This window comes from Erwinia mallotivora (assembly GCF_000590885.1).
Taxonomy (GTDB): Bacteria; Pseudomonadota; Gammaproteobacteria; order Enterobacterales; family Enterobacteriaceae; genus Erwinia; species Erwinia mallotivora.
Window position 1 is genome coordinate 336,580 of record NZ_JFHN01000053.1, and the last position, 24,961, is coordinate 361,540.

At 56.2% G+C, this 24,961-nt stretch carries 20 protein-coding genes and 1 pseudogene; 5 read left to right on the plus strand and 16 right to left on the minus strand.

Annotated features, from left to right (window positions below; translation table 11 throughout):
* Nucleotides 1-35 precede the first annotated feature (35 nt).
* From BG55_RS13960 to BG55_RS13980, 5 genes are all read right to left on the minus strand, one after another.
* Nucleotides 36-785: an oligogalacturonate-specific porin KdgM family protein gene (locus tag BG55_RS13960; protein ID WP_034938753.1), complete on the minus strand. Its 750-nt coding sequence runs from the start codon at nt 783-785 to the stop codon at nt 36-38.
* 310 nt (nt 786-1,095) lie between these two features.
* Nucleotides 1,096-1,401 carry a prepilin-type N-terminal cleavage/methylation domain-containing protein gene (locus BG55_RS13965; RefSeq protein WP_034938566.1) on the minus strand — a complete coding sequence of 102 codons (306 nt, stop codon included), beginning with the start codon at nt 1,399-1,401 and terminating at the stop codon, nt 1,096-1,098.
* Nucleotides 1,394-1,816 (minus strand): DUF2509 family protein, encoded by a 423-nt coding sequence (locus BG55_RS13970; protein WP_034938568.1) that lies wholly within the window; start codon nt 1,814-1,816, stop codon nt 1,394-1,396. The genes BG55_RS13965 and BG55_RS13970 overlap by 8 nt, the downstream gene beginning before the upstream one ends.
* Entirely contained in the window at nt 1,813-2,415 is a 603-nt protein-coding gene (locus BG55_RS13975) for a prepilin peptidase-dependent protein (protein ID WP_268745062.1), read from the minus strand. Before BG55_RS13975 ends, BG55_RS13970 begins: the two co-directional genes overlap by 4 nt.
* Nucleotides 2,351-2,800 carry a prepilin-type N-terminal cleavage/methylation domain-containing protein gene (locus tag BG55_RS13980; RefSeq protein WP_034938570.1) on the minus strand — a complete coding sequence of 150 codons (450 nt, stop codon included), beginning with the start codon at nt 2,798-2,800 and terminating at the stop codon, nt 2,351-2,353. Before BG55_RS13980 ends, BG55_RS13975 begins: the two co-directional genes overlap by 65 nt.
* A gap of 265 nt (nt 2,801-3,065) precedes the next feature.
* Between BG55_RS13980 and ddpX the strand changes: the two genes are divergently transcribed.
* Nucleotides 3,066-3,629 carry a D-alanyl-D-alanine dipeptidase gene (ddpX, locus tag BG55_RS13985; RefSeq protein WP_034938572.1) on the plus strand — a complete coding sequence of 188 codons (564 nt, stop codon included), beginning with the start codon at nt 3,066-3,068 and terminating at the stop codon, nt 3,627-3,629.
* Between the two features lie 47 nt (nt 3,630-3,676).
* Here ddpX and thyA read toward each other — a convergent pair whose 3' ends face one another.
* The 4 genes from thyA to rppH all read right to left on the minus strand — a co-directional run bounded on the left by thyA (nt 3,677) and on the right by rppH (nt 8,306).
* Nucleotides 3,677-4,471: a thymidylate synthase gene (gene thyA, locus BG55_RS13990; protein ID WP_034938574.1), complete on the minus strand. Its 795-nt coding sequence runs from the start codon at nt 4,469-4,471 to the stop codon at nt 3,677-3,679.
* Nucleotides 4,468-5,349, minus strand: coding sequence for a prolipoprotein diacylglyceryl transferase (gene lgt / locus BG55_RS13995; RefSeq protein WP_034938576.1), 882 nt, complete (start codon nt 5,347-5,349; stop codon nt 4,468-4,470). Before lgt ends, thyA begins: the two co-directional genes overlap by 4 nt.
* 173 nt (nt 5,350-5,522) lie before the next feature.
* Entirely contained in the window at nt 5,523-7,769 is a 2,247-nt protein-coding gene (ptsP, locus tag BG55_RS14000) for a phosphoenolpyruvate--protein phosphotransferase (RefSeq protein ID WP_034938578.1), read from the minus strand.
* Nucleotides 7,770-7,781: 12 nt separating this feature from the next.
* Complete coding sequence (gene rppH / locus BG55_RS14005; protein WP_034938580.1) at nt 7,782-8,306, minus strand: RNA pyrophosphohydrolase; 525 nt, start codon at nt 8,304-8,306, stop codon at nt 7,782-7,784.
* A gap of 686 nt (nt 8,307-8,992) precedes the next feature.
* On the opposite strand from rppH, the gene mutH reads away from it, so the two are divergent.
* The 4 genes from mutH to BG55_RS14025 all read left to right on the plus strand — a co-directional run bounded on the left by mutH (nt 8,993) and on the right by BG55_RS14025 (nt 12,198).
* Complete coding sequence (gene mutH / locus BG55_RS14010; protein ID WP_034938582.1) at nt 8,993-9,679, plus strand: DNA mismatch repair endonuclease MutH; 687 nt, start codon at nt 8,993-8,995, stop codon at nt 9,677-9,679.
* A 204-nt stretch (nt 9,680-9,883) separates the two neighbouring features.
* Nucleotides 9,884-10,594 (plus strand): TerC family protein, encoded by a 711-nt coding sequence (locus BG55_RS14015; protein WP_034938584.1) that lies wholly within the window; start codon nt 9,884-9,886, stop codon nt 10,592-10,594.
* A gap of 165 nt (nt 10,595-10,759) precedes the next feature.
* On the plus strand, nt 10,760-10,975 hold the full coding sequence (locus BG55_RS14020; RefSeq protein WP_034938589.1) for a YgdI/YgdR family lipoprotein: 216 nt from the start codon (nt 10,760-10,762) through the stop codon (nt 10,973-10,975).
* A 182-nt stretch (nt 10,976-11,157) separates the two neighbouring features.
* Nucleotides 11,158-12,198 (plus strand): NADP(H)-dependent aldo-keto reductase, encoded by a 1,041-nt coding sequence (locus BG55_RS14025; RefSeq protein ID WP_034938590.1) that lies wholly within the window; start codon nt 11,158-11,160, stop codon nt 12,196-12,198.
* A 69-nt stretch (nt 12,199-12,267) separates the two neighbouring features.
* Here the strand turns inward: BG55_RS14025 and lplT are convergent, their stop codons facing one another.
* The 7 genes and pseudogenes from lplT to BG55_RS14055 form a co-directional block, all read right to left on the minus strand.
* A complete protein-coding gene (gene lplT / locus BG55_RS14030; protein WP_034938591.1) occupies nt 12,268-13,464 on the minus strand; it encodes a lysophospholipid transporter LplT in 1,197 nt (398 codons plus the stop codon).
* Nucleotides 13,457-15,619, minus strand: a complete 2,163-nt coding sequence (gene aas / locus BG55_RS14035; protein ID WP_034938592.1) for a bifunctional acyl-ACP--phospholipid O-acyltransferase/long-chain-fatty-acid--ACP ligase — start codon at nt 15,617-15,619, stop codon at nt 13,457-13,459. Before aas ends, lplT begins: the two co-directional genes overlap by 8 nt.
* A 58-nt stretch (nt 15,620-15,677) precedes the next feature.
* Nucleotides 15,678-15,863 (minus strand): hypothetical protein, encoded by a 186-nt coding sequence (locus BG55_RS22610; RefSeq protein WP_160170860.1) that lies wholly within the window; start codon nt 15,861-15,863, stop codon nt 15,678-15,680.
* Nucleotides 15,864-15,871: 8 nt separating this feature from the next.
* A pseudogene (locus tag BG55_RS14040) lies at nt 15,872-17,285 on the minus strand (efflux transporter outer membrane subunit).
* A 6-nt stretch (nt 17,286-17,291) separates the two neighbouring features.
* Nucleotides 17,292-20,387, minus strand: a complete 3,096-nt coding sequence (locus BG55_RS14045) for a multidrug efflux RND transporter permease subunit (RefSeq protein WP_034938594.1) — start codon at nt 20,385-20,387, stop codon at nt 17,292-17,294.
* Complete coding sequence (locus BG55_RS14050) at nt 20,384-23,584, minus strand: efflux RND transporter permease subunit (RefSeq protein ID WP_034938595.1); 3,201 nt, start codon at nt 23,582-23,584, stop codon at nt 20,384-20,386. The genes BG55_RS14045 and BG55_RS14050 overlap by 4 nt, the downstream gene beginning before the upstream one ends.
* Nucleotides 23,581-24,822, minus strand: a complete 1,242-nt coding sequence (locus BG55_RS14055) for an MdtA/MuxA family multidrug efflux RND transporter periplasmic adaptor subunit (protein ID WP_034938597.1) — start codon at nt 24,820-24,822, stop codon at nt 23,581-23,583. The genes BG55_RS14050 and BG55_RS14055 overlap by 4 nt, the downstream gene beginning before the upstream one ends.
* Between the last annotated feature and the right edge of the window lie 139 nt (nt 24,823-24,961).

Genomic DNA, 24,961 nt, shown 5'->3' on the forward strand with positions numbered 1-24,961 from the left:
GACGGTGTGCTTACCGTTAATGCTTCAGGCGAGGTTTATTTGAAGGTATAGGTTACTCCCAGTCTCAGGCGCAGCTGGCGTTCACTGGTATAAGCACTTCGGCCTATGTCAGCAAAGGTGATATAAGGCCCCCACTCTCTCTGCGCGCCCATTGCATAATTAAATTGCAGTTCCTGCTCATAATTATCGTTGTGATTAGCAAACAGTTTGTCATCCCCGTGCATGTAGATAATTTTGTAGGTGGTGGTCAAATCATCCCAACGATAGCGGAAATAAGCATCAAAGCGGTTTACCGTTCTGTGTTTATCCAGACTACAAAAATCGTGGCCTGCGTCGCCGCACTGGCTGTCGTGAGCATAATCACTTAATTCCAGACGATACAGACCACCAATCGACCAGCTGTCATTAATTTTATACCAGGGTGCCACACCAAATTTCCATTCCGTTCTGGACGAGCTGAACTCTGGCTGAATAAAGGGAGACCATGACCAGTTTCCCCAGTTGTAGGTTTTAAGCAGCGTCATTTCGACAACATTAAGCACCACGTCGTTGTAATATTTATCTTTTGGACTGGGGCCACCGGTTTTAAATTTTGTCTCCACATTGAATGCCCAGTTATCTGGCAGGCTGGCACCCAGCGCTAATTTATCGTAGTGCGTCCTGTCACGCAGGCGGTAGCCATGCCGGTAATCAACCGTGACATCTTTGACCGCCTCAGCGCCTGCCTGAGGGAGAAAAATGGCGAATAATGAGAGAGAGAGTAAAAGCTTCTTTGCTATTTTCATATTATTTTCATCCATGAAAAGACTGATAAATGACAATTTTCCCTGGACGCCAGGTTAACCAACCTGACATCGTTGCTTTCTGTTTATCTCCGACAGAAAACCTTTATCCCGAAAAAAACTAATCGATGATAAACGGCTAAACCTTCGCGATTTCGCCACGCTGTTTTAATTCTGGCAGCGAGAGAAAGATTACGCACTTTTACCTCGCAGAAAAAACAATCCCGGTTTTTACAAAATGGGCTGAATCAGCTGAAATAATTTTTTATTACAGGAAAATCGTAATTTATTCACAACTTACAAATTAAAAACATTATTCGGTTAACAGCTCACAGCGCAGCTGGGACAATTCCGCCTGCTGGCCGCCATGACTCACCGCGCTGGCCGTCATCATCGTGCATCCCTGCACAGGCTCCTGCTTCAGGGTAGTCTGCCAGTCAGGGGACTGATAACCCTCAAAACGTAGCCATGCCTGCCGCCAGGCCTCTCTCTGCTGCTGCTGTAGCTGAAAACCGCTGCCCAGCATCCGCTGATAATGCAACAACGCCGTGAAGCTGAGGGTAAACAACAGCAATGCCACCAGCGTCTCTGGCAAACTGAAACCGCGCTGCTTATTCATCCGGTTGACATCTCCTTTCTTCCGTCAGTGGACAGAAATCCAGCCAGCCATGCGGTACAGCTTGCAGATAGCCGTTTTCACTTCGTTGCACCCACTGCCAGAATGCAATGGTGTTGCTGCCACTGTCTGCACGCAGCAGGGCGGGTTGCTGTTGCTGTTGCAGCAGGCAGGCACGCCAGCCCGAAGCTCCCCTCACTTTACACTGCCAACCCATCTGGTCCCCCCACTGCTGCTGCATTCCCCAGTTCAGTGCTGATACAGCCTCGCTGGATTGCTGATACCCGATACGCTCACCGACCAGCAGGCTTAGCGAATCCTCCATTTGATGCCGGGTAGCATTAAGTAATGCCGCAGACATCAGCAGCAGGATAATCACCATAATCATTGCCCCGCTTCCCTGCTCAGCGCGATTCACAGATTATTCGCTGTCAGCCAGCTTTCCAGCATCAGTGGGGAATGCGGCGCTGCCAGCACATAGCCGCCCAACCTGATACGGATCTGAGCCCCAGTGCGCAACACCTGAAATTCGCTAATCGTCACGGTGGCAGGATCGTTGAGCTTTTCCCATCCGCTGCTGCTGCATTCCGTCACCCCGCGCTGCATTTCCAGGTTCCCCTGCCGCAGGCGGTAACCGTAATAATCGCTTCTGTCATTTTCCACTCCCTCCCATTTGCCATTGCTGTTTTCATCCCAGCGCAGCAACAGACAGCTTCCCTGCTGCCCGAGGGTTAACCCTGCCGCGCCACACTCTCCCCGACAATAGCCCGCCCGCCGCACCGCTTTTTCCAGCGTTGCCATCATCAGCCGAAGCTCTTCATGAAGTTGCACCATCAGCAACATGCGCAGATCCGCCAGCTGTAATTGCGGCAAAAACCGCGCAGCCCCGATCAGTAATACCGCGCTGATTGCCAGAGCAATCAGCATTTCCGGCAGGGTAAATCCCCCGGTTTTATGGGCAGACGTCCTGGCAGATGCGGACTCTTGCGCGTGACGAGACGATAATGTGTCGCTCACCGGCCGCATTGCTGATGACGATCCTGCCCGGTTTTGCCATATTGCTGCGACCATAGAATCCCATTCCTTCTGTCAAAGAGTGCAGCCTGATTTCCGGCCACGGCAGGACCAGCACCCGTTTGCGTGGCGAACAGCCCTTCGCCGACGGCCCGCTGCCAATACACCACACGGCTGCGGAACGTTGCCATAACAGTTGCTGCTGGTTATGCCAGTTTGCCTCGTTGCGTAACCGCAACAGAAAATGTTGGATCTGTCTGGCGCTGGCATTAAGGCGCTGTCGTTGCTGCCACTCCTGCCAGCCACCCACCGCCGTCAGCGTCAGGGTGCCGGCAATCACCATCACCACCAACAGTTCGATTAATGTAAATCCCTTTATCTTTTGCATGGCTGAAGGATGAAATGTCCCGCGCAGCGCGTCCAGTGCGGAAGACGCCCATTGCGCGGCGGCTTACAGACAAATGCGGTAAAACAGAAAACAGGCAAAATCGTTGCGGCACAGGCCGCAAAATCTGCATACTGTCGCAGGGCCATAAGCGGGGCTAACCTTTTCAGTCCTCCCTTTTTGACACAGTCATGCTGATTTCCCCATCGCTTCCCCGGAAGGAATGCCCACCCGACAGGGCAAAATAAAACGAGAGACAGGGTTTGTTATGACCGACGAATGCAATCTGATAAATCTGGCGGAAGCCTTTCCACAGCTGATTATCGATATGAAATATGCCACCGCAGACAATATCTGCGGCCAACCTGTCTATTGTGAAGATCGTTGCCTGCTGCATCCTGATGCCGCTACTGCGCTGGAGAAAAGTATCGCGATTGCGGCGCTGGCAGGGTTTTCTTTGCTTATTTATGATGCTTACCGGCCACAGCAGGCACAGCACAGCCTGTGGCAGGCCTGCCCCGATCCCCGCTGGGTTGCAGAAGTGTCACTGGGCTCAAACCATAGCCGGGGGGTCGCTGTTGATCTCACGCTGACAGACGCTGAAGGAAGGGTACTGGATATGGGAGCCGGATTTGATGATATGCATGAACGCTCACATCCTTATTATCCGGGATTATCCCAGGAGGCACATCGCAACAGACTGTTGCTGAATGCCATCATGTTCGGCGGCGGTTTTCGCGGGATTGCCACCGAATGGTGGCATTTTGAACTACCCGATGCACAAACCTATCCCCTGCTGAGGGATCGCTTTGCCTGTTTTTCAACTTTCTGAACGGCGACATCTTCTCAGCAGCGGCAACCTCGCCGCTGCTGACTGACTCATACCGCTACCGGTGCTTTAATCGCCGGATGGGGGTCGTAGCCTTCGATCTCAAAATCTTCAAAGCGGTAGTCAAACAGTGAAGAGGGTTTGCGTTTAATGGTCAGTACCGGCAGTGGACGTGGCTCACGGCTCAGTTGCAGCCGGGTCTGCTCCAGATGGTTGTTGTACAGATGCGTATCACCGCCCGTCCAGACAAAATCGCCCACCTGCAAATCACACTGCTGGGCCATCATATGTACCAGCAGGGCATAGCTGGCGATATTAAACGGCAGGCCAAGAAAAATATCACATGAGCGCTGATAGAGCTGGCAGCAAAGTTTGCCGGCCGCAACATAGAACTGGAAGAAAGCATGGCAGGGAGCCAACGCCATTTGGTCCAGTTCGCCAACGTTCCAGGCAGAGACAATAATGCGTCGTGAGTCCGGGTCGCTTTTCAGTTGCTGTACCACCTGGCTCAGCTGATCGATTTGCCGCCCATCGGCAGCGCCCCAGCTGCGCCACTGTTTACCATAAACCGGCCCCAGGTCGCCCTTTTCATCCGCCCATTCGTCCCAGATGGTCACCTTATTATCTCGCAGATAAGCGGTATTGGTATCGCCATTCAGAAACCACAGCAGTTCATGAATGATTGAGCGCAGATGGCACTTCTTGGTGGTCACCAGGGGGAAACCTTCCTGCAAATTGAAACGCATCTGATGACCAAATATTGACAGGGTGCCGGTGCCGGTACGGTCATTTTTTGGCGTGCCCTCAGTCAGCACTTTTTGCATTAATTCCAGATATTGTTTCATTTTTCCTCACCCGGTTGCAGCGCACCACGACGCCGATAAGCCCAAATCATCATCACCACACCGGCAAAAATCATCGGCGTGGAGAGGATCTGTCCCATGCTGATAGCATTGTCGAACAGGCCCAGCTGCGCATCCGGCTGACGGAAAAACTCGACGATAAAACGGAACAGACCGTAGCCAATCAGGAACAGCCCGGAAACAGCCCCCATCGGGCGACGTTGACGAATAAACAGGTTCAGAATGATAAACAGTACCACCCCTTCCAGCAGCAGCTCGTAGACCTGCGAGGGATGCCGCGGCAACACGCCGTAAGTGGATAACAGTGACTGCCATTCCGGATGGGTCGCCACCAGCGCAACATCTTCACTGCGCGAACCCGGAAACAGCATCGCCCAGGGGAGATCCGGTGCCACACGCCCCCACAGCTCGCCGTTAATAAAATTCCCCAGTCGGCCTGCGCCCAGACCAAAGGGAATTAACGGTGCAATAAAGTCAGAAACCTGGAAGAAATTGCGTCTGGTACGGCGGGCAAACCACAGCATCACCACAATGACGCCAATCAGTCCACCGTGGAAGGACATGCCACCGTCCCAGACTTTGAACAAATACAGGGGGTTATCAAGAAACAGCGGCAGATTATAAAACAGCACATAGCCGATACGCCCACCGAGAAAAACGCCGAGGAAACCGGCATAGAGCAGATTTTCAACCTCCTCTTTTTTCCAGCCGCTGCCGGGTTTGTTGGCACGACGTACTGCCAGCCACATCGCAAAAATAAAACCCACCAGATACATCAGGCCATACCAGTGCAGGGAGACAGGTCCGACAGAGAAAATTACCGGATCAAATTGGGGGAAAGCCAGATAGCCGTTAGTCATCTTTCACCATTCAAATTATCGCTCCTGACCGCAGGCGGCGAAGCAGATCAACCGTGTGCACACGGCGCTAAAACGAGGCGCGCATCATATCACAGCCTGAAATGACCGGACCTCGCTTAACTGTAAACTTTATTAAGCTATCAGCCGTCATGCGGATTTTTCTGCCGCTGGCGCTAGCGACCGCCTCTGATCAGGCCGCCCAGTCCGCGCCGCTCCATAAATGCCGCCACCTGATGACGCACCTCGGTCGCCAGCTGCGCCTGTAAACCGGCTTTTGCCAGCTTTTGCGCTTCTTCATAATCCAGATGGTGTAGCAGGTATTTTACCCGCGCCACGTTACGACCATTCATACTCAGATGGTGATATCCCAGACCGATCAACAGCGGAACGCAGGCCGGATCGCCCGCCATTTCGCCGCACAGGCACAACTCAATCCCGGCCCTTTTCACCTCATCAGCGATGGTTTTCAGCGCCCTGAGCATTGCCGGATGCAGACTGTCATACAGGTTAGCAACCCGGGTGTTGTTTCGGTCCACCGCCAGCAGGTACTGGGTGAGATCGTTTGTGCCGACAGAAACAAAATCGACGCGATCGGCAAGATGGCCGATCATAAAAATCATTGATGGTACTTCAATCATCACCCCAATTCGCGGTCGGGGGATGGCATACCCCAGCATCTCTTCCACTTCACGTGCCGCACGTTCAATCAGGCGGATCGCTTCATCAATTTCATCAATGCTGGTGATCATCGGCAGCAGAATGCTGAGGTTATCGCTGGCCACGTTGGCCCGTAACATCGCCCGCACCTGCACCAGGAAGATTTCCGGCTGATCGAGCGTCAGGCGAATACCACGCCAGCCCAGGCAGGGATTTTCTTCGCTGATCGGCATATAGGGCAGCTGTTTATCCGCACCAATATCCAGCGTGCGCAGGGTCACGGGTTTATCAAGAAACAGTTGCAGCATCCCCTGATACTGCGCCACCTGCTCTTCTTCCGACGGAAAGCCGTTTTGCAGCATAAAAGGTATTTCAGTGCGATACAGGCCAACGCCATCCACTCTGTTTCCCAACGCTTTTTCATGCTCAGCACTCAATCCGGCATTAAGCATAACACTGACAGGCTGACCACTTTTCAACGCGGCGGGACGCTCCACCACATCTTCCGCCAGCTTGCTCAGCTCATGTTCTTCGCTGATCAGCCGCTGATACTCCTGCACCAGCACCGGTTCCGGATCGACCAGCAACTCCCCGCGATAACCGTCGACAATCAGCAGCCGTCCGTTCAGCAGTTCAGGCTGCGCATCCACCCCCATCACCGTCGGGATACCCATCGCCCGCACCATAATCGCCGCGTGCGAGTTGGCAGCACCGTCTCTGACCACCACGCCAGCCAGACGATCATGAGGCAGCTCGGCCAGGGTGGTGGCGGTCAGCTCATCCGCTACCAGCACAAACTGCTCAGGCCAGCTGTTGGTACTCTGCATACTGTCGTCGAGGTGGAACAGCAGGCGCTGACCGAGAACGCGTAAATCACCGGAGCGCTCGCGCAGATAGCTGTCCTGAAGGCTGGCGAACTGTGCAGCGAACTTTTCGATAACCTTCTTTACCGCCCACTCCGCCACCGACCCGTTGTCGATTTCCGCGTAGAGATCTTTTTTCAGCCGGTTATCGCTTAACAGGTGAGAATAGAGATCGAAGATTGCCGCGCTCTCTTTCTGCACGCTGGCCGTAAAACGTTTGCTGTAACGGCGAAACTCACCCGCCGCCTCATCCATTGCCAGTGAAAGCCTTTCGCGCTCACGCACCGTGTCCAGGGTGGAAGCAGCAAAAACGTTATCCAGCGAAGGCTGGGTGCTGTCCAGCCATCCGGTCGCCACCGCCACGCCGGGCGCGGCGGCCAGCGCCCGGATACGAGTCTGCCGGTACTGACCAAATAAGGCATTAAGCTGCGACTGGGAGAGAATGGTCGCCATCTGAGTGGCTAAGGTGACAAGAAACGATTCTTCACTCTCGTCAAACTGCCGGTGTTCGCGCTGTTGCACCACCAGCACACCCAGCAACTGGCGTCGGCTGATAATAGGCACGCCCAGTAAAGAGCGGAAGCGCTCCTCTTTCACGGAAGGAACATATTTGAAGCTGGGGTGACTTTGCGCATCCGCAAGGTTAATCGGTTCTGCCAGACGTCCCACCAGGCCAACGATGCCCTCATCAAAGGCCAGCGCAACGGTGCGACCACGTGGCTTTTTCAGCCCCCGGGTCGCCATCAGGTAATAGCAGCGGCGATCGTGGTCAGCAAGATAAACCGAGCACACCTCGGTTTCCATCGCCAGACAAATCTCATTGACCAGAATATCAAGTGCTTCCGTCAGCCGGGGGGCCCCGGCCACTTTTTCAACTATTTCGCGCAGCTGTGTGAGCATAATGGGTCTGGCTTAACCTCGCTTTCGACGGTAGAAGGCATTTCGCTGTCCGGCACTCTCCTGCAATGGCATTACCACCCCGGCGAACTCCTTCATTACCCGACGGTAAACGTCGCGTTTGAAAGAGACAACCTGACGAACCGGATACCAGAAGCTGACCCAGCGCCAGCCATCGAATTCCGGCGTGCTGCTGGTTTGCATGTTGATATCCGCGTCATTGCACAATAATTGCAGAAGAAACCACTTCTGTTTCTGGCCGATACAAACCGGCTTTGTGTCCCAACGCACCAAACGTTTTGGCAATTTGTAGCGTAACCAGTTGCGGGTAGAGGCAAGAATGCGTACGTCTTTACGATGTAAGCCGACTTCTTCGAAAAGTTCTCGATACATCGCCTGTTCTGCTGTTTCTCCGGGATTGATGCCACCCTGAGGAAACTGCCAGGAGTGCTGACCATAGCGTCTGGCCCACAATACTTGTCCCTGCCTGTTACAAATTACGATACCAACATTCGGGCGGTAGCCATCATCATCGATCACGGGACTACCTCAAACTAAAAACTCGGATGTTCTGATTGTTTCATACTCCTTACAGGTGGTAAACCACTGGTTTAGCCGTCTGTAACGTGCCACAGCAGGGATAACTTAAGATTTCAGGCAAAGTTATAAACAGAAATTCCATTTTACGGCGATCTTATTCACCTTTTCTGTGGGTAACTTTGTGCAGAACTTTGTTAACCCATGGGGAAAACTTTTTAGCCCAACGTTGACAGGATGGCACAGGACAGTCTTAAGCTGTTATTTAGCAGGGAATTATCCGAATTATTCACCTTTAATCACCGCGTTCATCATCCTGTCACAGTTACCGGAATCCGTACTGGTGAAAGATCGAACATTAAAAATGTTATCCACAGATAATGCCGTTAAGATGAGCAATAAAACGGTTAAAAAGGGTTTTAAGCCGTCAGTCAAGGCTGTAAATTGAAACAGTATTCTCGTTAACGACAAGTTATCCCATTTTTCTGTGGATAACAGGGTGTAAGATCCTGTTCATTGTCGGTGACAACTCTGGCATAACCCGATCCGCAGAGGGAGAAAGTCCCCAGGTAGCAAATAAAAAAACATGATTAATCATGCTATTATTCGACTTTTACACAATCAGCGCTATGGGATAACCCATAACCGACAAGAGTGGTGTTTTTTTAGACGGCAACAGTGAGTGATTAATGAGCCTGACTTTCAGTCCCGTTTCGCCTCCGGAAAATGAAGCCCAGCTTCTGGAGCGCGCACAACGCTTATCCGGCCTGACGCTGAGAGAACTGGCGCAGAGGGCCTGTCTTACCCTTCCCCCCGACCTGCGCCGGGACAAAGGCTGGGTAGGCACCCTGCTGGAGCGTCATCTGGGGGCCACGGCGGGCAGTAAACCGGAGCAGGATTTTGCCGGAATCGGCGTGGAGCTGAAAACTATCCCGATTGATGCGCAGGGACGCCCTCTGGAGACAACCTTCGTCTGCGTGGCCCCGCTGACCGGCAACAGCGGTGTGGTATGGCAGACCAGTCATGTGCGTCACAAGCTGGCAAGGGTGCTTTGGATCCCGGTGGAAGGCGATCGTGGCATTCCGCTCGGCGAACGCCGGGTAGGGTCGCCGCTGCTGTGGAGCCCGAATCAGCAGGAAGAGATGCAGCTGCAACAGGACTGGGAAGAGTTAATGGATATGATCGTGTTGGGTCAGGTCGAGCGCATTACCGCACGCCATGGCGAAGTGTTGCAAATTCGTCCCAAAGCCGCGAACAACAAAGCCCTTACCGAAGGAATTGGTGAAAATGGCCAGCCGATTATGACGCTGCCACGCGGTTTTTATCTGAAGAAAACCTTTACCGCCCCCCTGCTGGCGCGCCATTTTCTGCTGTAACACGGCTATTACCCGGCCTTAACTCCCCTGATGAACAGCCAGCAGCCGCGACGCTGAAAGCCGTGTGGCGGTGGGTCCACCATTTGCAGAGCCGCGCAGGCAAACGCCGGGCAATACCAGACGGAAGTGTAACGCGCATATAGCTTATGTACGCCGGGTTGAGTATCCTCTCCGTTTAACTTTCGTTTAGGATGTTACCTTTGTATGTTTGAGTGGATTGCCGATCCAAATGCCTGGCTGGCACTGGGTACGCTAACAATTCTGGAGATCGTCCTCGGAATTGATAATATTATTTTTCTCTCTCTGGTGGTGGCAAAACTGCCTGAACATCAGCAAAATACGGCACGTCGCCTCGGCCTGACAGGGGCAATGCTGATGCGTCTTGCTCTGCTGGCCTCTATCGCCTGGGTGATCCGCCTGACCACTCCCCTGTTTACCCTGATGGATCACAGCTTCTCCGCACGCGATTTAATCCTGCTGTCAGGCGGCCTGTTTCTGTTATGGAAATCCAGCCAGGAGATCCACGAAACGATAGAAGGGAGCGAGGGGGAGCATAAAACCCATGTCCACTCGTTTGCCGGTGCCATCGTACAAATTATGCTGCTGGATATTATTTTCAGCCTTGATTCGGTGATCACAGCGGTAGGCCTGTCCGATCATCTGATTATTATGATGGCCGCCGTGGTGATTGCGGTACTGATTATGATGCTTGCGGCCCGCGGCATCGGTGAATTTGTCGAGCGCCACCCATCGGTAAAAATGCTGGCGCTGGCCTTCCTGATTCTGGTCGGTTTTACCCTGATTCTGGAAAGCTTCAATATTCATATTTCTAAAGGCTACATCTATTTCGCCATGTTCTTCTCGATGGCAGTTGAGTGCCTGAATTTATTGAGAAATAAAAAAAATCCTGCCTGACTCCCACTGGCCGGTCATCCGGCCAGTAGTGATTTCTGAAATATCACTTTACGAAAAAAGTCAATAGTACCCCATGCTTACAGCGCATTTTCGGAGTGTTGAGATTAACGAATTGTGCTAAATGCGTTATTAATAAATAACAGTAACAGGCAATGGGAGCTGAGTATGAAGTGGATGTCTGGCGCGGTGGCGTTGGTGCTGGTTATGCTGGTCAGTGGATGCAGCAGTGATTATGTGATGGCGACGAAAGACGGCAAAATGATCATGACCCAGGGTAAACCAGAAATTGATAAAGAAACCGGTCTGGTGAAATACACCGATAATACCGGCCATATTTTACAAATTAACGGCGATGAAGTGTCATCCATTGTCGAACGCTGAAATCTGTTCTGCCACCCGCAGCGCGCATTCGGGTGGCACGACCGCACTCACCGATCAATCCCCCCTTCCCCCTGTTGCTCCCGGCAGTTATAGTCAAATGCCTGATCGGCCCCACCTCACTGCATGATGGGGTGAGCTTCAGGTTCCAGACCTTTTAATAATGAAAAAAAGGAAGCCGGCAAATGCACTATCACCGTATCCCCCACAGCACCCTTGAAGTCAGCAGTCTGGGGCTGGGCACCATGACTTTTGGTGAGCAGAACAGCGAAGCCGATGCCCATGCTCAGTTAGATTTAGCGCTTCGTTCAGGGATTAACCTGATTGATACTGCCGAAATGTATCCGGTCCCCCCACGACCTGAAACGCAGGGCCTGACCGAAAAATACATCGGTAGCTGGCTGAAGGCGCGCGGTAATCGTGAAAAGATTATCCTGGCCTCAAAAGTGGCCGGACCGTCTCGCGGGGCGGACGCCTCTATCCGCCCCGGCCAGGCGCTGGATCGTAAAAATATTCGCGAAGCACTGGAAGCCAGCCTGAAGCGGCTGAATACCGACTACCTCGACCTCTATCAGTTGCACTGGCCTCAGAGACAGACCAACTGCTTCGGTAAACTGAACTATGAGTACAACGACAACAGCGTTCCCGTCACCCTGCTGGAGACGCTGGAAGCCCTGAACGAACAGGTGCGGGCCGGTAAAATCCGCTACATCGGCGTTTCCAACGAGACGCCGTGGGGCGTGATGCGCTATCTGCAACTGGCAGAAAAACACGAGCTGCCGCGCATCGTTTCCATCCAGAACCCCTACAGCCTGCTGAACCGCAGTTTTGAAGTGGGCCTGGCAGAAATCAGTCAGTTTGAAGGCGTGGAACTGCTGGCTTACTCCAGCCTGGCGTTCGGTACGTTAAGCGGAAAATATCTGAATGGCGCCAGACCGGCAGGCGCACGTAACACGCTGTTCAGCCGCTTTACCCGCTACAGCGGTGAGCAGGCTCAGCTGGCGATTGAGGAGTACGTGGCGCTGGCGAAACAGCACGGCCTGGATCCGTCGCAGATGGCGCTGGCATTCGTTCGTCAGCAACCCTTTGTCGCCAGTACGTTGCTGGGTGCCACCACAACCGAGCAGTTACAGATCAATATCGACAGCTACAACCTGACGCTGGACAATGAGGTATTACAGCAGCTGGAAGCAATCCACCGCCGCTATACCTTCCCGGCCCCCTGAAACCCTGCGGACTGTTTTCGCAGGCAGATAAGTAAGCCGGAGGCGATCCTGGGATCGCTTCCGGCTTTTTTAACGCCGGATCCGCTGTCGCTGCCAGCGCCACAGCATGGCAATCGCCAGGGCAAAAAACAGACCAAAGCCCGCCCCGGTTGCCACCACCGAGGTCCCCAGGCTGATCGCCAGCGAGTAGCCGCCCAGCATCAGCAGCATTGCCGTGTTTTCCCCCAGATTCTGAACGGCAATGGCATTGCCTGCCCCAACGCTCTCTTTGCCATGCAGCTGAAGCAACGCATTCAGCGGCACCACAAAAAAGCCCCCCAGCGCCCCCGTGGCAATCAACAGCCCGTAAGCGCCAGCCGCAGTATGTTGCAGAGAGAAACAGACCACCGCCACGCCAATCAGCACACCCGCTGGCATACAGCGACTGACGGTTTTAATCGTCACCAGCCTGGCGGCCAGAACTGCACCGAAAACGATGCCGATGGCGACCATCGCATTGAGAATTGAAGGGGTTTTATTATCAGTAATGCCCAGCGCCACCGGCACCCACAGCACCAGCAATAATCGCAGGGTCGCACCGGCCCCCCAGAACAGGCTGGTGCCGAGCAGCGAAAGACGGGTTTCGCCGTTACGCCAGAGCACCCGGCAGGCATGGAAAAAACTGGCAGACATCTTTGCGGGTCGCCAGGTCTGGCCGGGGCGGGCCGCTGCCAGCGTCGGGATCAGCAGGTTAGCCGCCACCGCCAGCCCATAAGCCAGCGCGCAGGCTGCCAGCGCTGCCAGCAGATTCCAGTCCGCCAGAATGCCACCGGCGACGGAGCCGGTGAGGATCGCGGCGATGGTTGAAGATTCCATCATGCCATTAGCTTTCACCAGCCGCTCACCGTCGGTTAACTCCCCCAGGATGCCGTATTTCGCCGGGGAATAGGCTGCCGCTCCCACGCCGACCAGTCCGTAGCCGAGAAACGGATTGAATCCGCAGCAGATAACCAGCGCCCCCAACAGCTTCAGCCCGTTGGCGAACAGCATCACCCGCCCTTTGGCAAAGCTGTCGGCAACCTGGCCGACAAAAGGGGCGAGAAGGATGTAGGTTGCCACAAACACCATTTGCAGCACCGGCTGGCTCCAGTCCGGATACAGCTGCTGTTTCAGCACCGCCAGAGTGGCAAACAACAGAGCATTATCACCAAAAGCAGACAGAAACTGGGCGCTCATCACCGCCATCATTCCCCGCGACAGCAGACTTTTACCGGGTGCATTATGCATCGTTCTGGCTCTCCGGCTGTTCAGCCATATTCTTCAGTCTGACAAAATCGGGCTTGCCACTGCCCAGTAACGGCAGCTGTTTCAGCCAGCGAATATCTCGTGGTACGGCCAGCTCCGGGCTGCCCAGTTCACGAGCCGCCCGCTGTAACGCATCGCGAGCCAGCTCGCGGTCGGTGGTGAACAACACCAGTGCTTCCCCGCGTTGTCCATCCGGCTTCACCGAGGCGGCGTGTTGTTTATCCGGCGAGGCCTTCAGGGCAAGTTGCTCAACGGTTTCCAGCGACACCATCTCACCCGCAATTTTAGCAAAACGCTTTATCCTTCCCTGAATCTGGCAAAAACCGTGCGGGTCAAAGCTGACAATATCGCCGGTATCGTACCAGCCTGCTTCCATCCGACCTTCGCCGTCGTCCGCCTGCGGCGCTTCCAGCACGCCGGGATTCTCCACCCGCAGATAGCCTTTCATGATATTTGGGCCACAGAGCTGCAACAGCCCACCCTGCTCAATGCCCGGCACCGAAATCAGGCGGCAATCCATCCCCGGCAGAATGCGCCCCACGGTGTTATTTTTTGCCGCCATCGGCACATTGATTGCCACTACAGGCGCGCACTCGGTTACGCCATACCCTTCGAGGATGCGGATACCAAATTTCTCCATCCATATTTCGCGGGTCGCCTGCTGAAGCTTTTCAGCCCCGGCCACCACGTAACGCAGGCGAAAAAAATCATAAGGACTGGCAAAACGGGCATAGTTGGCAAGAAACGTGGAGGTGCCAAACAGCACCGTGCAGTTCCGGTCGTAGACCAGCTCCGGCACAATGCGGTAATGCAGCGGGCTGGGATAGAGAAACACCTGCGCCCCGGTGAAAAGCGGCGTGAACAGCCCCACGGTCAGGCCAAAAGCGTGGAACAACGGCAGTGCTGACATAAAACGATCGCGTGGAGTGAAATCAGCCACCGTACGGATCTGCTCGACGTTAGCCAGCAGGCTTTTATGCGAATGCACTACCCCTTTGGGATTGCCTTCCGAGCCGGAAGTAAACAGCACCATCGCCGCATCTTCCGGCTGCTGCGGGACGGCGGCGCGCCCCGGGAAGACCAGCATGCTGAGCACCCACAGCTTGTCCTGCAAGGTAACCGTTTCTTTTAAATCTTCGAGGTAAACCCATTTCACCTCGCTGACGCCTTCCGGCAGGTGCCAGAGCTTGCCCTTGTCGAGGAACTGGCGCGACGTAAAGATCGTTTTTACCCCGGCGGCCTTCACCGCACTGCGAAGACCGTTAACACCCGCGGTATAGTTGAGCATCGCCGGTATGCGCCCGCGCATTGAGGCACCCAGAATCGCCGCCGCCGTCACCGTGGCATTGGGCAGCAACAGCCCGATATACTCGCCAGGCGCGGTGTAACGTTCAAGAATGCGGCCAACCCCCAGCGATTTTTTCAACAGTCCGCTGTAACTGTCGGCGGAAAAATTCACGTCTTCAATACAGGGTTTGCACCAGCCATAGCGGGTGCGGGCGGCCAGAAACGCCTGATACAGCGTCTGCCGTGGGCGCACCGCCATCCGCGCTTCCATCATAATATGGTGCAGATGCTCACCGGCCAGCCTGCGCCGCTCGCGCGCGGTTTTGGCGTCGGGCATCGGTATGGTGGTGGCGGGCAGCAGCGTCAGGCTGATGCGGGGAAATAAACGGCGTTTGAACACCCCGGCGAGGCGGCCAAAGGGGGAAAACTCCGCCCCGTCAATCCGCAAAGGGACAACCGTGGCCTGAGATTTGGCAGCGACAAAGCCCGCGCCATCATAGATTTTCATCAGTGAGCCGGTGACGGTAATACGGCCTTCCGGAAAAATCACCACCGGGCGGCCCTGACCAATCATTTTCACCAGATATTTAACCGACATCGGTTTGGTCGGATCCAGCGGCACAAAATCAATCAGCTTACGCACCTGGCGCATATACCACCGCTCACTGATCGACGAGTAAACGGCGAAAACTGGCTTAACCGGCAGAAAAACCGCCAGCAGCACCCCATCCAGAAAAGAGGTATGGTTCGGTACTATCAGCACTTTTTCCTGTGACAGCCCCGACAGGTCGCCATACAGACGGGTGCGAAAAAACAGCCTGAACACCAGGCGCAGAAAGGAAAAAAACATGCCAACTCCCTGAGCTTAAAAAAGTTGGCTACAACGATGCAGGATAGCGGCAGATAACTCAATGCCGGGCCTGGAAAAATGTGCCGGAAAACGTCAGAAGCTGCTGATAACCCGGCGTTTGCAGCAGAAAGATGAAGCCCCGGCCCTGCAACAGACGCCGCGCCCTCTGCTGCTGCTCAGGGGCTTCATCAATGACACCATCGTGCGGCGTGCATATCCCCGGCGCAGCTAACAGGCCATTCATCATCCGCTTCACTGCGACAGCGTGCTGGCCTGCCAGCCACCGCCCAGTGCGGCAATCAGCTGCACGCTGGCTACCCACTGCGTACTTTGCAGCGACAGCAGGCTTTGCTGCGCACTGAGGCTGGTGTTTTCCGTGGTTGCCACGTCAAGGTAATCAATCATACCGGCCTGATACTGATTGAACGTCACCCTGGCGGACTCTTTCGCCGCGTCGGTCGCCCGTTGCTGCGCCAGCATCTCCGCTTCCAGCGGTGTGCAGCTCAACCAGGTAGTTTTCCACCTCCTGGAAACCGGTCAGTACCGCCTGGCGATAGCTGGCTACGTCCGCATCATAGCTGGCTCTGGCCTGCTCCACTTTCGACGACGTGCCGCCAAAGTCCAGCAGCGTCCCGCTCAGCTCAGGTCCCAGCGACCAGACACGGTTCGGCAACGAAATCAGATTGCGGAAGGCCGAGCTGGAATAACCGCCGCTGGCACTCAATGTCAGGTCAGGAAAATAACCGGCAATCGCCACGCCCACCGCTGCATTAGCGGCCGCCACATTGCGCTCCGCATAAGCGATATCCGGGCGACGTTGCAGCAGTTCAGAAGGTAGCGACTGCGGCACGGCGGGCAGCGTGGCGCTCAGTTTCGCCACGGGCAGACTGAACTCAGCCGGGGTTTTACCGGTCAGCATGGCGATGGCATGTTCGGTCTGCGCCCGCTGCCAGCTCAGGTCCAGTGCCGATGCCCGGGCGCTCTCCAGCTGTGCCTGCGCCTGAGCCAGGGTGGCACGAGACTCGCTACCGGCCTGGTATTTGTTGTTAATAATATTCAGGTAGCGCTGATAGGCATCAACGCTCTGCTGATACAGGGCTATCTGCTGGTCCATAATCCGCAGTTTAAAGTAATCCTGCGCCAGCTCAGACTGCGCACTGAGGGTGATATTCGCCAGCTCTGCCGCGCTGGCCTGCGCGCTGGCTTTGTTCTCTTCCAGCGTGCGTCGGAGCTTACCCCACAGGTCCAGCTCCCAACTGGCGCTGGCCTGCAAGGTATGGCTGTTACTGGTGGTGCGTTGTCCGGTGGTGGCACTGGCCGCCGTGCCGCTGCGCGTCGAGGAGGCGCTGTACGTCGCGCTGGGGAACAGATCGGAACGTGACTCGCCCACCAGCGCTTTGGCCTGGCGGTATTGCGCTTCGTACTGCGCGACGTTCTGGTTAGAAATGGCTACCTGACGCAGCAGCGAGGAGAGCGTTTCATCGTGATAGACCGCCCACCACTCGCCTTTATTCTGCCCGTCCTGCGGCTCGGCCTGACGCCAGCCCTTAGCCTCTTTGTACTGAGCGGGCACGCTGGCCGACGGACGATGGTAATCAGGTCCGACGGCGCAACCGCTCAGTAACAGCGCCAGTAAAACAGGGGTGAGTGTGTTTGTTTTTTTCATCATCGTTTAATGGCTACGCAGTCGGGCCCACTGCCGTCTGGTGGCACGGCTGGCGCGATCAAGATAGAGGTACACCACCGGGGTGGTGAACAGGGTTAACAGCTGGCTCAGCGCCAGGCCACCGGCAATCGCCAGCCCCAGCGGGCTGCGCAAATCGGCATCGCCTCCGCTACCCAGCGCCAGCGGTAGCGCGCCGAAGAATGCCGCCAGGGTGGTCATCATAATCGGCCGGAAGCGCATCAGGCAGGCCTGAACAATCGCCTGCTCAGGCGTCATGCCCTGCTGCCGCTCGGCGGCCAGCGCAAAGTCGATCATCATAATGGCATTCTTCTTGACGATACCGATCAACAGCAGAATGCCGATCAGGGCGATCACCGTCAGTTGCGTTCCGGTCAGCAACAGCAACAGCAACGCGCCGACGCCCGCAGACGGCAGCGTGGAGAGAATGGTCAGCGGATGGATATAGCTTTCGTACAACATGCCCAGCACGATATAGACCGCCGCCAGCGCCGCCAGGATCAGCCACGGCATTGATGCGGCCAGCGCAGCGTACGCTTTGGCTGTTCCCTGGAATCCCGCCTGGATGGTATCCGGCAGGGCAATTTTCGCCATCGCGGTTTTAATCAGCGCGGTGGCCTGCTCCAGCGAGACGCCGTCCGCCAGGTTAAACGCCAGGGTGCTGGTCGCGGCCTGCCCCTGATGCGCCACCGACAGTGGCGCATTACCGCCGCTGAAAGAGGCAAACGCCGACAGCGGGATGCGCTCACCGGAATCATTCACCACAAACAGCTTATTGAGCATCTCCGGGTCGCGGGTGTAAGCATCCTGCAATGACATCACCACATGATACTGGTTCAGCGTTTTATAGAGCGTCGCCACCTGCCGCTGAGCGAAGGCGTTATTCAGCATGGTGTCGATCATACTGACATTCACCCCCAGCCGGATGGCGCGATCGCGGTCGATATTAATCATCACCTCCTGCCCGCCAGTCTCGGAGTCAGAATCGACGTTGGTCAGCTGAGGAATGGCTTCCAGCGCGGCTTTAACCTTTGGCGTCCAGATGCGCAGCGTATCCAGATCGTCAGCATGCAGGCTGTACTGATAGCTGGCATTGGCACTGCGTCCGCCCATATGCAGATCCTGCGCGGCCATCAGGAACAGCTCCACGCCGGGAATATTCGCCGTTTTACCGCTCAGCCGGTTAGCCACTTGCGTCGCCGTGGCATCGCGCTTGTCAAAATCTTTCAGATGGACAAAAAAGTTGGCGCTGTTGCGCGATCCAAACATGCCACTGCCCATTGAGGCCATCACCCCGTCCACCGCCGGGTCCTGCTGGATCATCTGGCTGAACTGCTTCAGCTTCGGTTCCATCGCCTGGAATGAGATGTTCTGGTCAGCCCGCACCGCTCCCATCAGCAGCCCGGTATCCTGATTGGGGAAGAAACCTTTCTGCACCACCGAATAGAGAAACAGGTTGAGAATAACCGTCAGGATCAAACTCAGCAGCGTCAGCCGCTGATGGCGCATCACCCAGTTCAGCCCGCGTGAGTAAGCCGCCAGCAGGCGGTTCAGCCCGTTTTCGATCCACTGATAGAGCGGATGAGGCCGCCTGGAGACCCTGGGCTTCGGCTTCAGCAGTCGGGCGCAGAGCATCGGGGTCAGGCTGAGGGAGACCAGCATTGAGATAATCAGCGAGACGGTCAGCGTCACCGCAAATTCACGAAACAACCGCCCCACAATACTGCCCATCAGCAGGATCGGGATAAACACCGCCACCAGCGACAGGGTCATCGAAAGCACGGTGAAGCTGACTTCATGCGCGCCCTTGATTGAGGCGCGCAGCGGGCTGAGCCCCTCTTCGATATAGCGGGTAATATTTTCCAGCACCACGATGGCATCATCCACCACGAAGCCGGTGGCAATAATCAGCGCCATCAGCGACAGATTGTCCAGACTGTAGTCCAGCAGATACATCACCGCACAGGTGCCAATCAGCGACACCGGCAACGCCAGCGCCGGGATCACCACCGCCTGTAAATTGCGCAGGAAGACAAACACCACCCCAATCACCAGCAGCATGGCGATCAGCAGGGTTTCTTCGGTGTCATACAACGAAGCGCGCACGGTGGGCGAGCGATCGACCACGATTTGCAGCTGGACATCGGCGGGGAGATCTTTTTCCAGCTCCGGCAGCTGCGCTTTAATGGCGTCGATGGTTTCCAGCATATTGGCACCGGCCTGGCGTTTTACGCCAATCATCACCGAGGGCGTGCCGTTGTAGTAACCGACGTTGTACTTGTCCTCCACCGAGTCATAGACGGTCGCCACATCGCTGAGGTGAATGGCTTTGCCATCCTGATAGCTGACCACCAGATTGCGATACTGGCTGGCCTGATCCAGCTGGCCGTTGCTGTCCACCACCCACGACTGATTGCCGCCCTGTAAAATCCCCTTCGGCAGATTGGTGGTGCTGTTGGCAATCGCCTCGCGCACCTTGTCCAGCGAGACGCCAAAATGGCTCAGCATCTGCGGTTGCAGATCGATCCTCACCGCCGGTAAGGCGCTGCCCATCAGCGACACATCCCCCACCCCTTTTACCTGGGCGATTTTCTGGTCAATCTTGCTGTCGGCCAGATCGTAGAGATAACCTTTTGAGCGGGTTTTGGAGGTCAGCGCCAGCATCACAATCGGCGCGTCGGAAGGGTTTGCCTTGCGGTAAGTGGGCAGCGAAGCCATGCTGCTCGGCAGCAGGCTGCGGGCCGCATTAATCGCCGCCTGCACATCGCGCGCCGCCCCGTTGATGTCGCGGTCGAGATCAAACTGCAAAATAATATTGCTCGATCCCTGTGAGCTGCTGGAGGTCATCTCGGTGATCCCGGCGATCTGCCCCAGTGAACGCTCCAGCGGCGTCGCCACCGTTGCCGCCATGGTTTCCGGGCTGGCTCCGGCCAGGCTGGCGCTGACCATAATGGTGGGGAAATCCACCTGCGGCAGCGGCGCAACGGGCAACAGGCGGTAACCCAGCGCCCCCAGCAGCAGCAGCGCCAGGGTCAGCAGCAGCGTGGCGACCGGCCGGAAGATAAACAGACGGGTGATATTCATGCGCGGGTCCTGCGCATCCAGCGACGGCCACGTTCTGCCTGACGGTCAAACCACAGATAGATAACCGGCGTGGAGAACAGCGTCAGCACCTGGCTGAAAATCAGCCCGCCGACAATCACCAGCCCCAGCGGCTGGCGCAGCTCGGCACCGGAACCGGACGCCAGCATCAGCGGCAGCGCGCCCAGCAATGCCGCCATGGTGGTCATCAGAATCGGCCTGAAACGTAGCAGGCAGGCCTGATGGATCGCCTCTCTGGGGCTGAGCCGCTGCGTTTTCTCCGCCTCCAGCGCAAAGTCGATCATCATAATCGCGTTCTTTTTAACGATACCGATCAGCAGGATCACCCCAATCAGCGCAATCAGGCTGAATTCACTGCCCGCCAGCAGCAGGGTGAGCAGCGCCCCCACCGCCGCCGACGGCAGCGTCGAGAGGATGGTCACCGGGTGGATAAAGCTCTCATACAGAATGCCCAGCACCACATACATGGTCATCAGCGCCGCGAGGATTAGCCACAGCGTGTTGCTGGTGGCGCTCTGGAACGCCTCGGTTTCGCCCTGATAGCGCAGGGTGATACTGGACGGCATGTTCAGGCTTTGTCGCGTTTCGGCAATCGCCTGCTGCGCGTCTTCCAGTGAGTAGCCGTCGCTGAGATTGAAAGAGAGCGTTACCGCCGGGAACTGGTTCAGACGCATATGCACCAGAGAACCAATACGCTGGTGGATGGTGGCGATGGAAGTCAGCCTCACCATGCCGGTCGTGGACGTGCTGCCCGTGGTGCTGGTTGAGCTGCTGCTGGCGGACGAGGACGAGGAAGATGAAGACGTTGATGTCGAGGTCGTCGTTGAAGAAGAAGTGGTGCCGGATGTCGACGAGGTCGCCAGCCAGATATCGTCAAACGACGCCGGCGACTGCTGGAATTTGGGGGCCACTTCCAGCACCACCCGGTACTGATTCGCCTGGGTGAAGATAGTGGAAATTAACCGCTGACCAAATGCGTTATAGAGCGCGGTATCCACATCGGAAGCCGTAATGCCATACCGCGCCGCCGCATCGCGGTTCAGCTCGACATACGCCACCTGCCCCTGGTCCTGAAGATTGCTGACTACCGAGCTGAACTCCGGGCGCTTTTGCAGCGCCGCCACCAGCTGCGGCGACCATGTAGCCAGTTTTTCACTGTCGGCATCGTCCAGTGAAAACTGATACTGGTCCGGCGTCACCTGATCGTTCACCGTTAAATCCTGCGCGGCCTGCAAATGCAGCTGGATGCCCGGCACGTTTTGCGTCGCCTGGCTCAGTTCGGCAATGATTTTGTCAGCGCGCTGGTCGCGTTGATCAAAGGATTTAAGGTTAATTTGCAGGCGACCGCTGTTCAGGCTGGAATTAGTGCCATCGATACCGATAGTGGATGACAGGCTGTCCACCGCCGGGTTTTTCAGCACGATCTCAGCAAGCTGCTGCTGACGCCTCGCCATTTCACTGAACGACACGTCCTGCGACGCGATAGTAACGCCCTGAATCAGGCCGGTGTCCTGACTGGGGAAGAAACCTTTCGGGATAAACAGATACAGCCCGGCGGTCAATACCAACGTCGCCAGCGCCACCAGCAGGGTTAACGGCTGATGGTTAAGCACCACGGTGAGCAGGCGGTCATAACCGGCAATCAGCTTATCGAAGAACTGGCCGCCCTTGCGGTAAAAGCGGCTCTGACGCTCCTCCGGAATATGACGCAACAGATACGCACACAGCATCGGGGTCAGCGTCAGTGAAACCAGCATCGATACCAGAATCGACACCGCCAGGGTGATGGCAAACTCGCGGAACAGGCGGCCCACCACGTCGCCCATAAACAGCAGCGGGATCAGCACCGCAATCAGCGAAAAGGTGAGCGAGATAATGGTGAAACCGATCTGCGCCGACCCTTTCAGCGCCGCCTCCATTGGCGTTTCGCCCTGCTCCAGCCGTCGGGAGATGTTCTCCACCACCACGATAGCATCGTCAATAACAAAGCCGGTGGCGATAGTCAGCGCCATCAGCGACAGATTATTCAGGCTGAACCCGGCGAGATACATCACCCCAAAGGTTCCCACCAGCGACAGCGGCACCGCCACGCTTGGGATCAGCGTGGCGGCAACGTTGCGCAGGAACAGGAAGGTCACCATCACCACCAGCGCAATCGACAGCATCAGTTCAAACTGCACATCACTGATTGACGCGCGAATGGTCTGGGTGCGGTCAGAAAGGATCTGTACTTTAACCCCATCAGGCAGCGCGGCCTGCAAGGTCGGCAGCTGCGCCTTGATGCCATCAACAACTGCGATAACATTCGCGCCGGGCTGGCGCTGCACGCTGATAATGATTGCCGGGCTGTTGTTGGCCCACGCCGACTGATACGTATTCTCCGGTGCCTGCTCAATATGGGCAATGTCACGCAGACGCAGCGCCGCGCCGTTTTTATAAGTGAGGATCAGGTTGCCGTACTCGTCGGCGGTGCGCAGCTGGTCGTTGGCGTCAATGGTCACCGAATGGTATTTACCATCAAAACCGCCTTTCGAACCGTTAACGTTGCTGTTGCCGATGAGGGTGTTGATATCTTCCAGCGTCAGTCCACGCGCCGCCAGCGCTTTCGGATCGGCCTGAATGCGGATAGCGGGTTGGTGTCCTCCCGCCAGCGTCACCATGCCGACGCCGGAAATCTGCGACAGCTTCAGCGCAATGCGGGTATTGACCAGATCCTGCACTCTGGTCAACGGCAACGTTGAAGAGGTCGCCGCGAGGGTAATCACCGCCGTGTCCGCCGGGTTGACCTTTTTGTAGGTCGGCGGATTGGGCAGGTCGCTGGGCAGCAGGTTATTCGCGGCATTGATGGCCGCCTGGACCTCCTGCTCGGCCACGTCCAGCGACAAATCCAGCGAGAATTTCAGCGTAATCACCGACGAGCCGCTGGCGCTGCTTGACGCCATCTGGCTCAGGCCCGACATCTGCCCAAGCTGACGTTCCAGCGGCGCAGTCACTGACGAGGCCATCACATCCGGACTGGCTCCGGGATAGAGCGTGGTGACCTGAATCGTAGGATAGTCCACCTGCGGCAACGCCGAGGTGGAGAGGAAGCGGTAGGCAAAGATGCCGGAGATCAGCACGCCGATCATCAGCAATATGGTAGCGACCGGACGCGCGATAAAAATGCGGGAAGGATTCATTGCGCTGTTGCGCTCCCGCTGGCGGCCTTGCTCTCTTCTGCACCGATCACCGACACCGTACTGCCATCGCTGAGCCGGTCAATGCCTTCGGTCACCAGCTGTTCACCGGCCGTCACCCCTTCGGTAATCGCCTGGCGGGTTTCGTCCAGCACCGGTCCGGTTTTCACTGCCCGGCGAGTGACGGTATGGTCTTTGTTAATCACATAGACAAAGCTGCCATCGCTGCTGAGTTGCAGCGCCTGCGCCGGGATCACCGTCGCCTGTTTCAGCGTGCCGGTTTGCAGCCGCAGGTTGACGAACTGATTGGGATAGAGCGCCTCATCCTGATTAGCAAACAGCGCCTTCAGCTCTACCGTACCGGTGCTGGTATCAATCTGGTTGCTGATAAACTGCACCTTACCGTCTGCCAGTTGTTTACTGCCATCCTGATCGAAGGCGGTGGCGGACAGACTCTGACCGTTATGCAGCGCAGCAATCAGGGTCGGAATATTGCTTTGCGGCACGCTGAAAGTGACGGCAGCAGGCTGCGTCTGGGTAACGGTAACAATGCCGGTGGTATCGCTGGAGTTGACCATATTGCCTGCATCCACCAGCCGCAAACCGACGCGACCACTGATGGGCGAGGTGATCCGGGCAAAATCGATATTCAGCTTCGCTGCGTCGATCTGCGCCTGGTCGGCCTTCACTGCGCCGCTGTACTGTCCGACCGTGGCTATCTGGCTGTCCAGATCCTGGCGGGATAAGGAGTCCTGGGCATAAAGTTTGCGGTAGCGTGCCAGCGTCAGCTCAGCGCTTTTCAGCAGCGCCTGATTCTGGTTCAGACTGCCCTGATACTGCGCGAGGGTCGCCTGATAGCTGCGAGGATCAATCTGCGCCAGCAGCTGACCTTCCTGAACTTTTTGCCCCTCGGTGAAGTAAACCTTCATCAGCTGGCCGTCCACCCGGCTGGTGACGGTGACGGAAGCATTCGGGATAACCGTACCCAGCGCCGTCAGATACACCGGCACATCTGCCGTGGTCACCACGCCAGCGTGCACCGCCGCAGGCCCACCAAACATCATCCCACCCGGGCCACCCGGCGGAGGTCCACCCGCTGGCGGTGCGCCATGTACGCCCGCTTTACCCGCTGAACCATGAGGCCAGAAGCGCCAGATGAGTGCCGCGACAAGGAGGATCAAAATCAGGATCAGGATTTTTTTACGCAGAGAAGGTGAGATTTTCCTGGATGTTGGGGTCATGGGAATCTGCTGATCAAGTGAAACAAAAAATTCAAGGCAACATTTCGCTACCGCCCAAAAAAAGTCAGGCCAGTAAACAACTGGCCTGAGGATATTATGATTGTAGAGGGTGATTAATTTCCATCCTCTTAACGTAAGA

Bases quoted from the DNA above. Each gene is read 5' to 3' on its own strand.
- BG55_RS13960 (WP_034938753.1), bottom strand. From the start codon at position 785: ATGAAAATAGCAAAGAAGCTTTTACTCTCTCTCTCATTATTCGCCATT.
- BG55_RS13965 (WP_034938566.1), bottom strand. From the start codon at position 1,401: ATGAATAAGCAGCGCGGTTTCAGTTTGCCAGAGACGCTGGTGGCATTG.
- BG55_RS13980 (WP_034938570.1), bottom strand. From the start codon at position 2,800: ATGCAAAAGATAAAGGGATTTACATTAATCGAACTGTTGGTGGTGATG.
- ddpX (WP_034938572.1), top strand. From the start codon at position 3,066: ATGACCGACGAATGCAATCTGATAAATCTGGCGGAAGCCTTTCCACAG.
- thyA (WP_034938574.1), bottom strand. From the start codon at position 4,471: ATGAAACAATATCTGGAATTAATGCAAAAAGTGCTGACTGAGGGCACG.
- lgt (WP_034938576.1), bottom strand. From the start codon at position 5,349: ATGACTAACGGCTATCTGGCTTTCCCCCAATTTGATCCGGTAATTTTC.
- ptsP (WP_034938578.1), bottom strand. From the start codon at position 7,769: ATGCTCACACAGCTGCGCGAAATAGTTGAAAAAGTGGCCGGGGCCCCC.
- mutH (WP_034938582.1), top strand. From the start codon at position 8,993: ATGAGCCTGACTTTCAGTCCCGTTTCGCCTCCGGAAAATGAAGCCCAG.
- BG55_RS14015 (WP_034938584.1), top strand. From the start codon at position 9,884: ATGTTTGAGTGGATTGCCGATCCAAATGCCTGGCTGGCACTGGGTACG.
- BG55_RS14020 (WP_034938589.1), top strand. From the start codon at position 10,760: ATGAAGTGGATGTCTGGCGCGGTGGCGTTGGTGCTGGTTATGCTGGTC.
- BG55_RS14025 (WP_034938590.1), top strand. From the start codon at position 11,158: ATGCACTATCACCGTATCCCCCACAGCACCCTTGAAGTCAGCAGTCTG.
- lplT (WP_034938591.1), bottom strand. From the start codon at position 13,464: ATGCATAATGCACCCGGTAAAAGTCTGCTGTCGCGGGGAATGATGGCG.
- aas (WP_034938592.1), bottom strand. From the start codon at position 15,619: ATGTTTTTTTCCTTTCTGCGCCTGGTGTTCAGGCTGTTTTTTCGCACC.
- BG55_RS22610 (WP_160170860.1), bottom strand. From the start codon at position 15,863: ATGAATGGCCTGTTAGCTGCGCCGGGGATATGCACGCCGCACGATGGT.
- BG55_RS14045 (WP_034938594.1), bottom strand. From the start codon at position 20,387: ATGAATATCACCCGTCTGTTTATCTTCCGGCCGGTCGCCACGCTGCTG.
- BG55_RS14050 (WP_034938595.1), bottom strand. From the start codon at position 23,584: ATGAATCCTTCCCGCATTTTTATCGCGCGTCCGGTCGCTACCATATTG.
- BG55_RS14055 (WP_034938597.1), bottom strand. From the start codon at position 24,822: ATGACCCCAACATCCAGGAAAATCTCACCTTCTCTGCGTAAAAAAATC.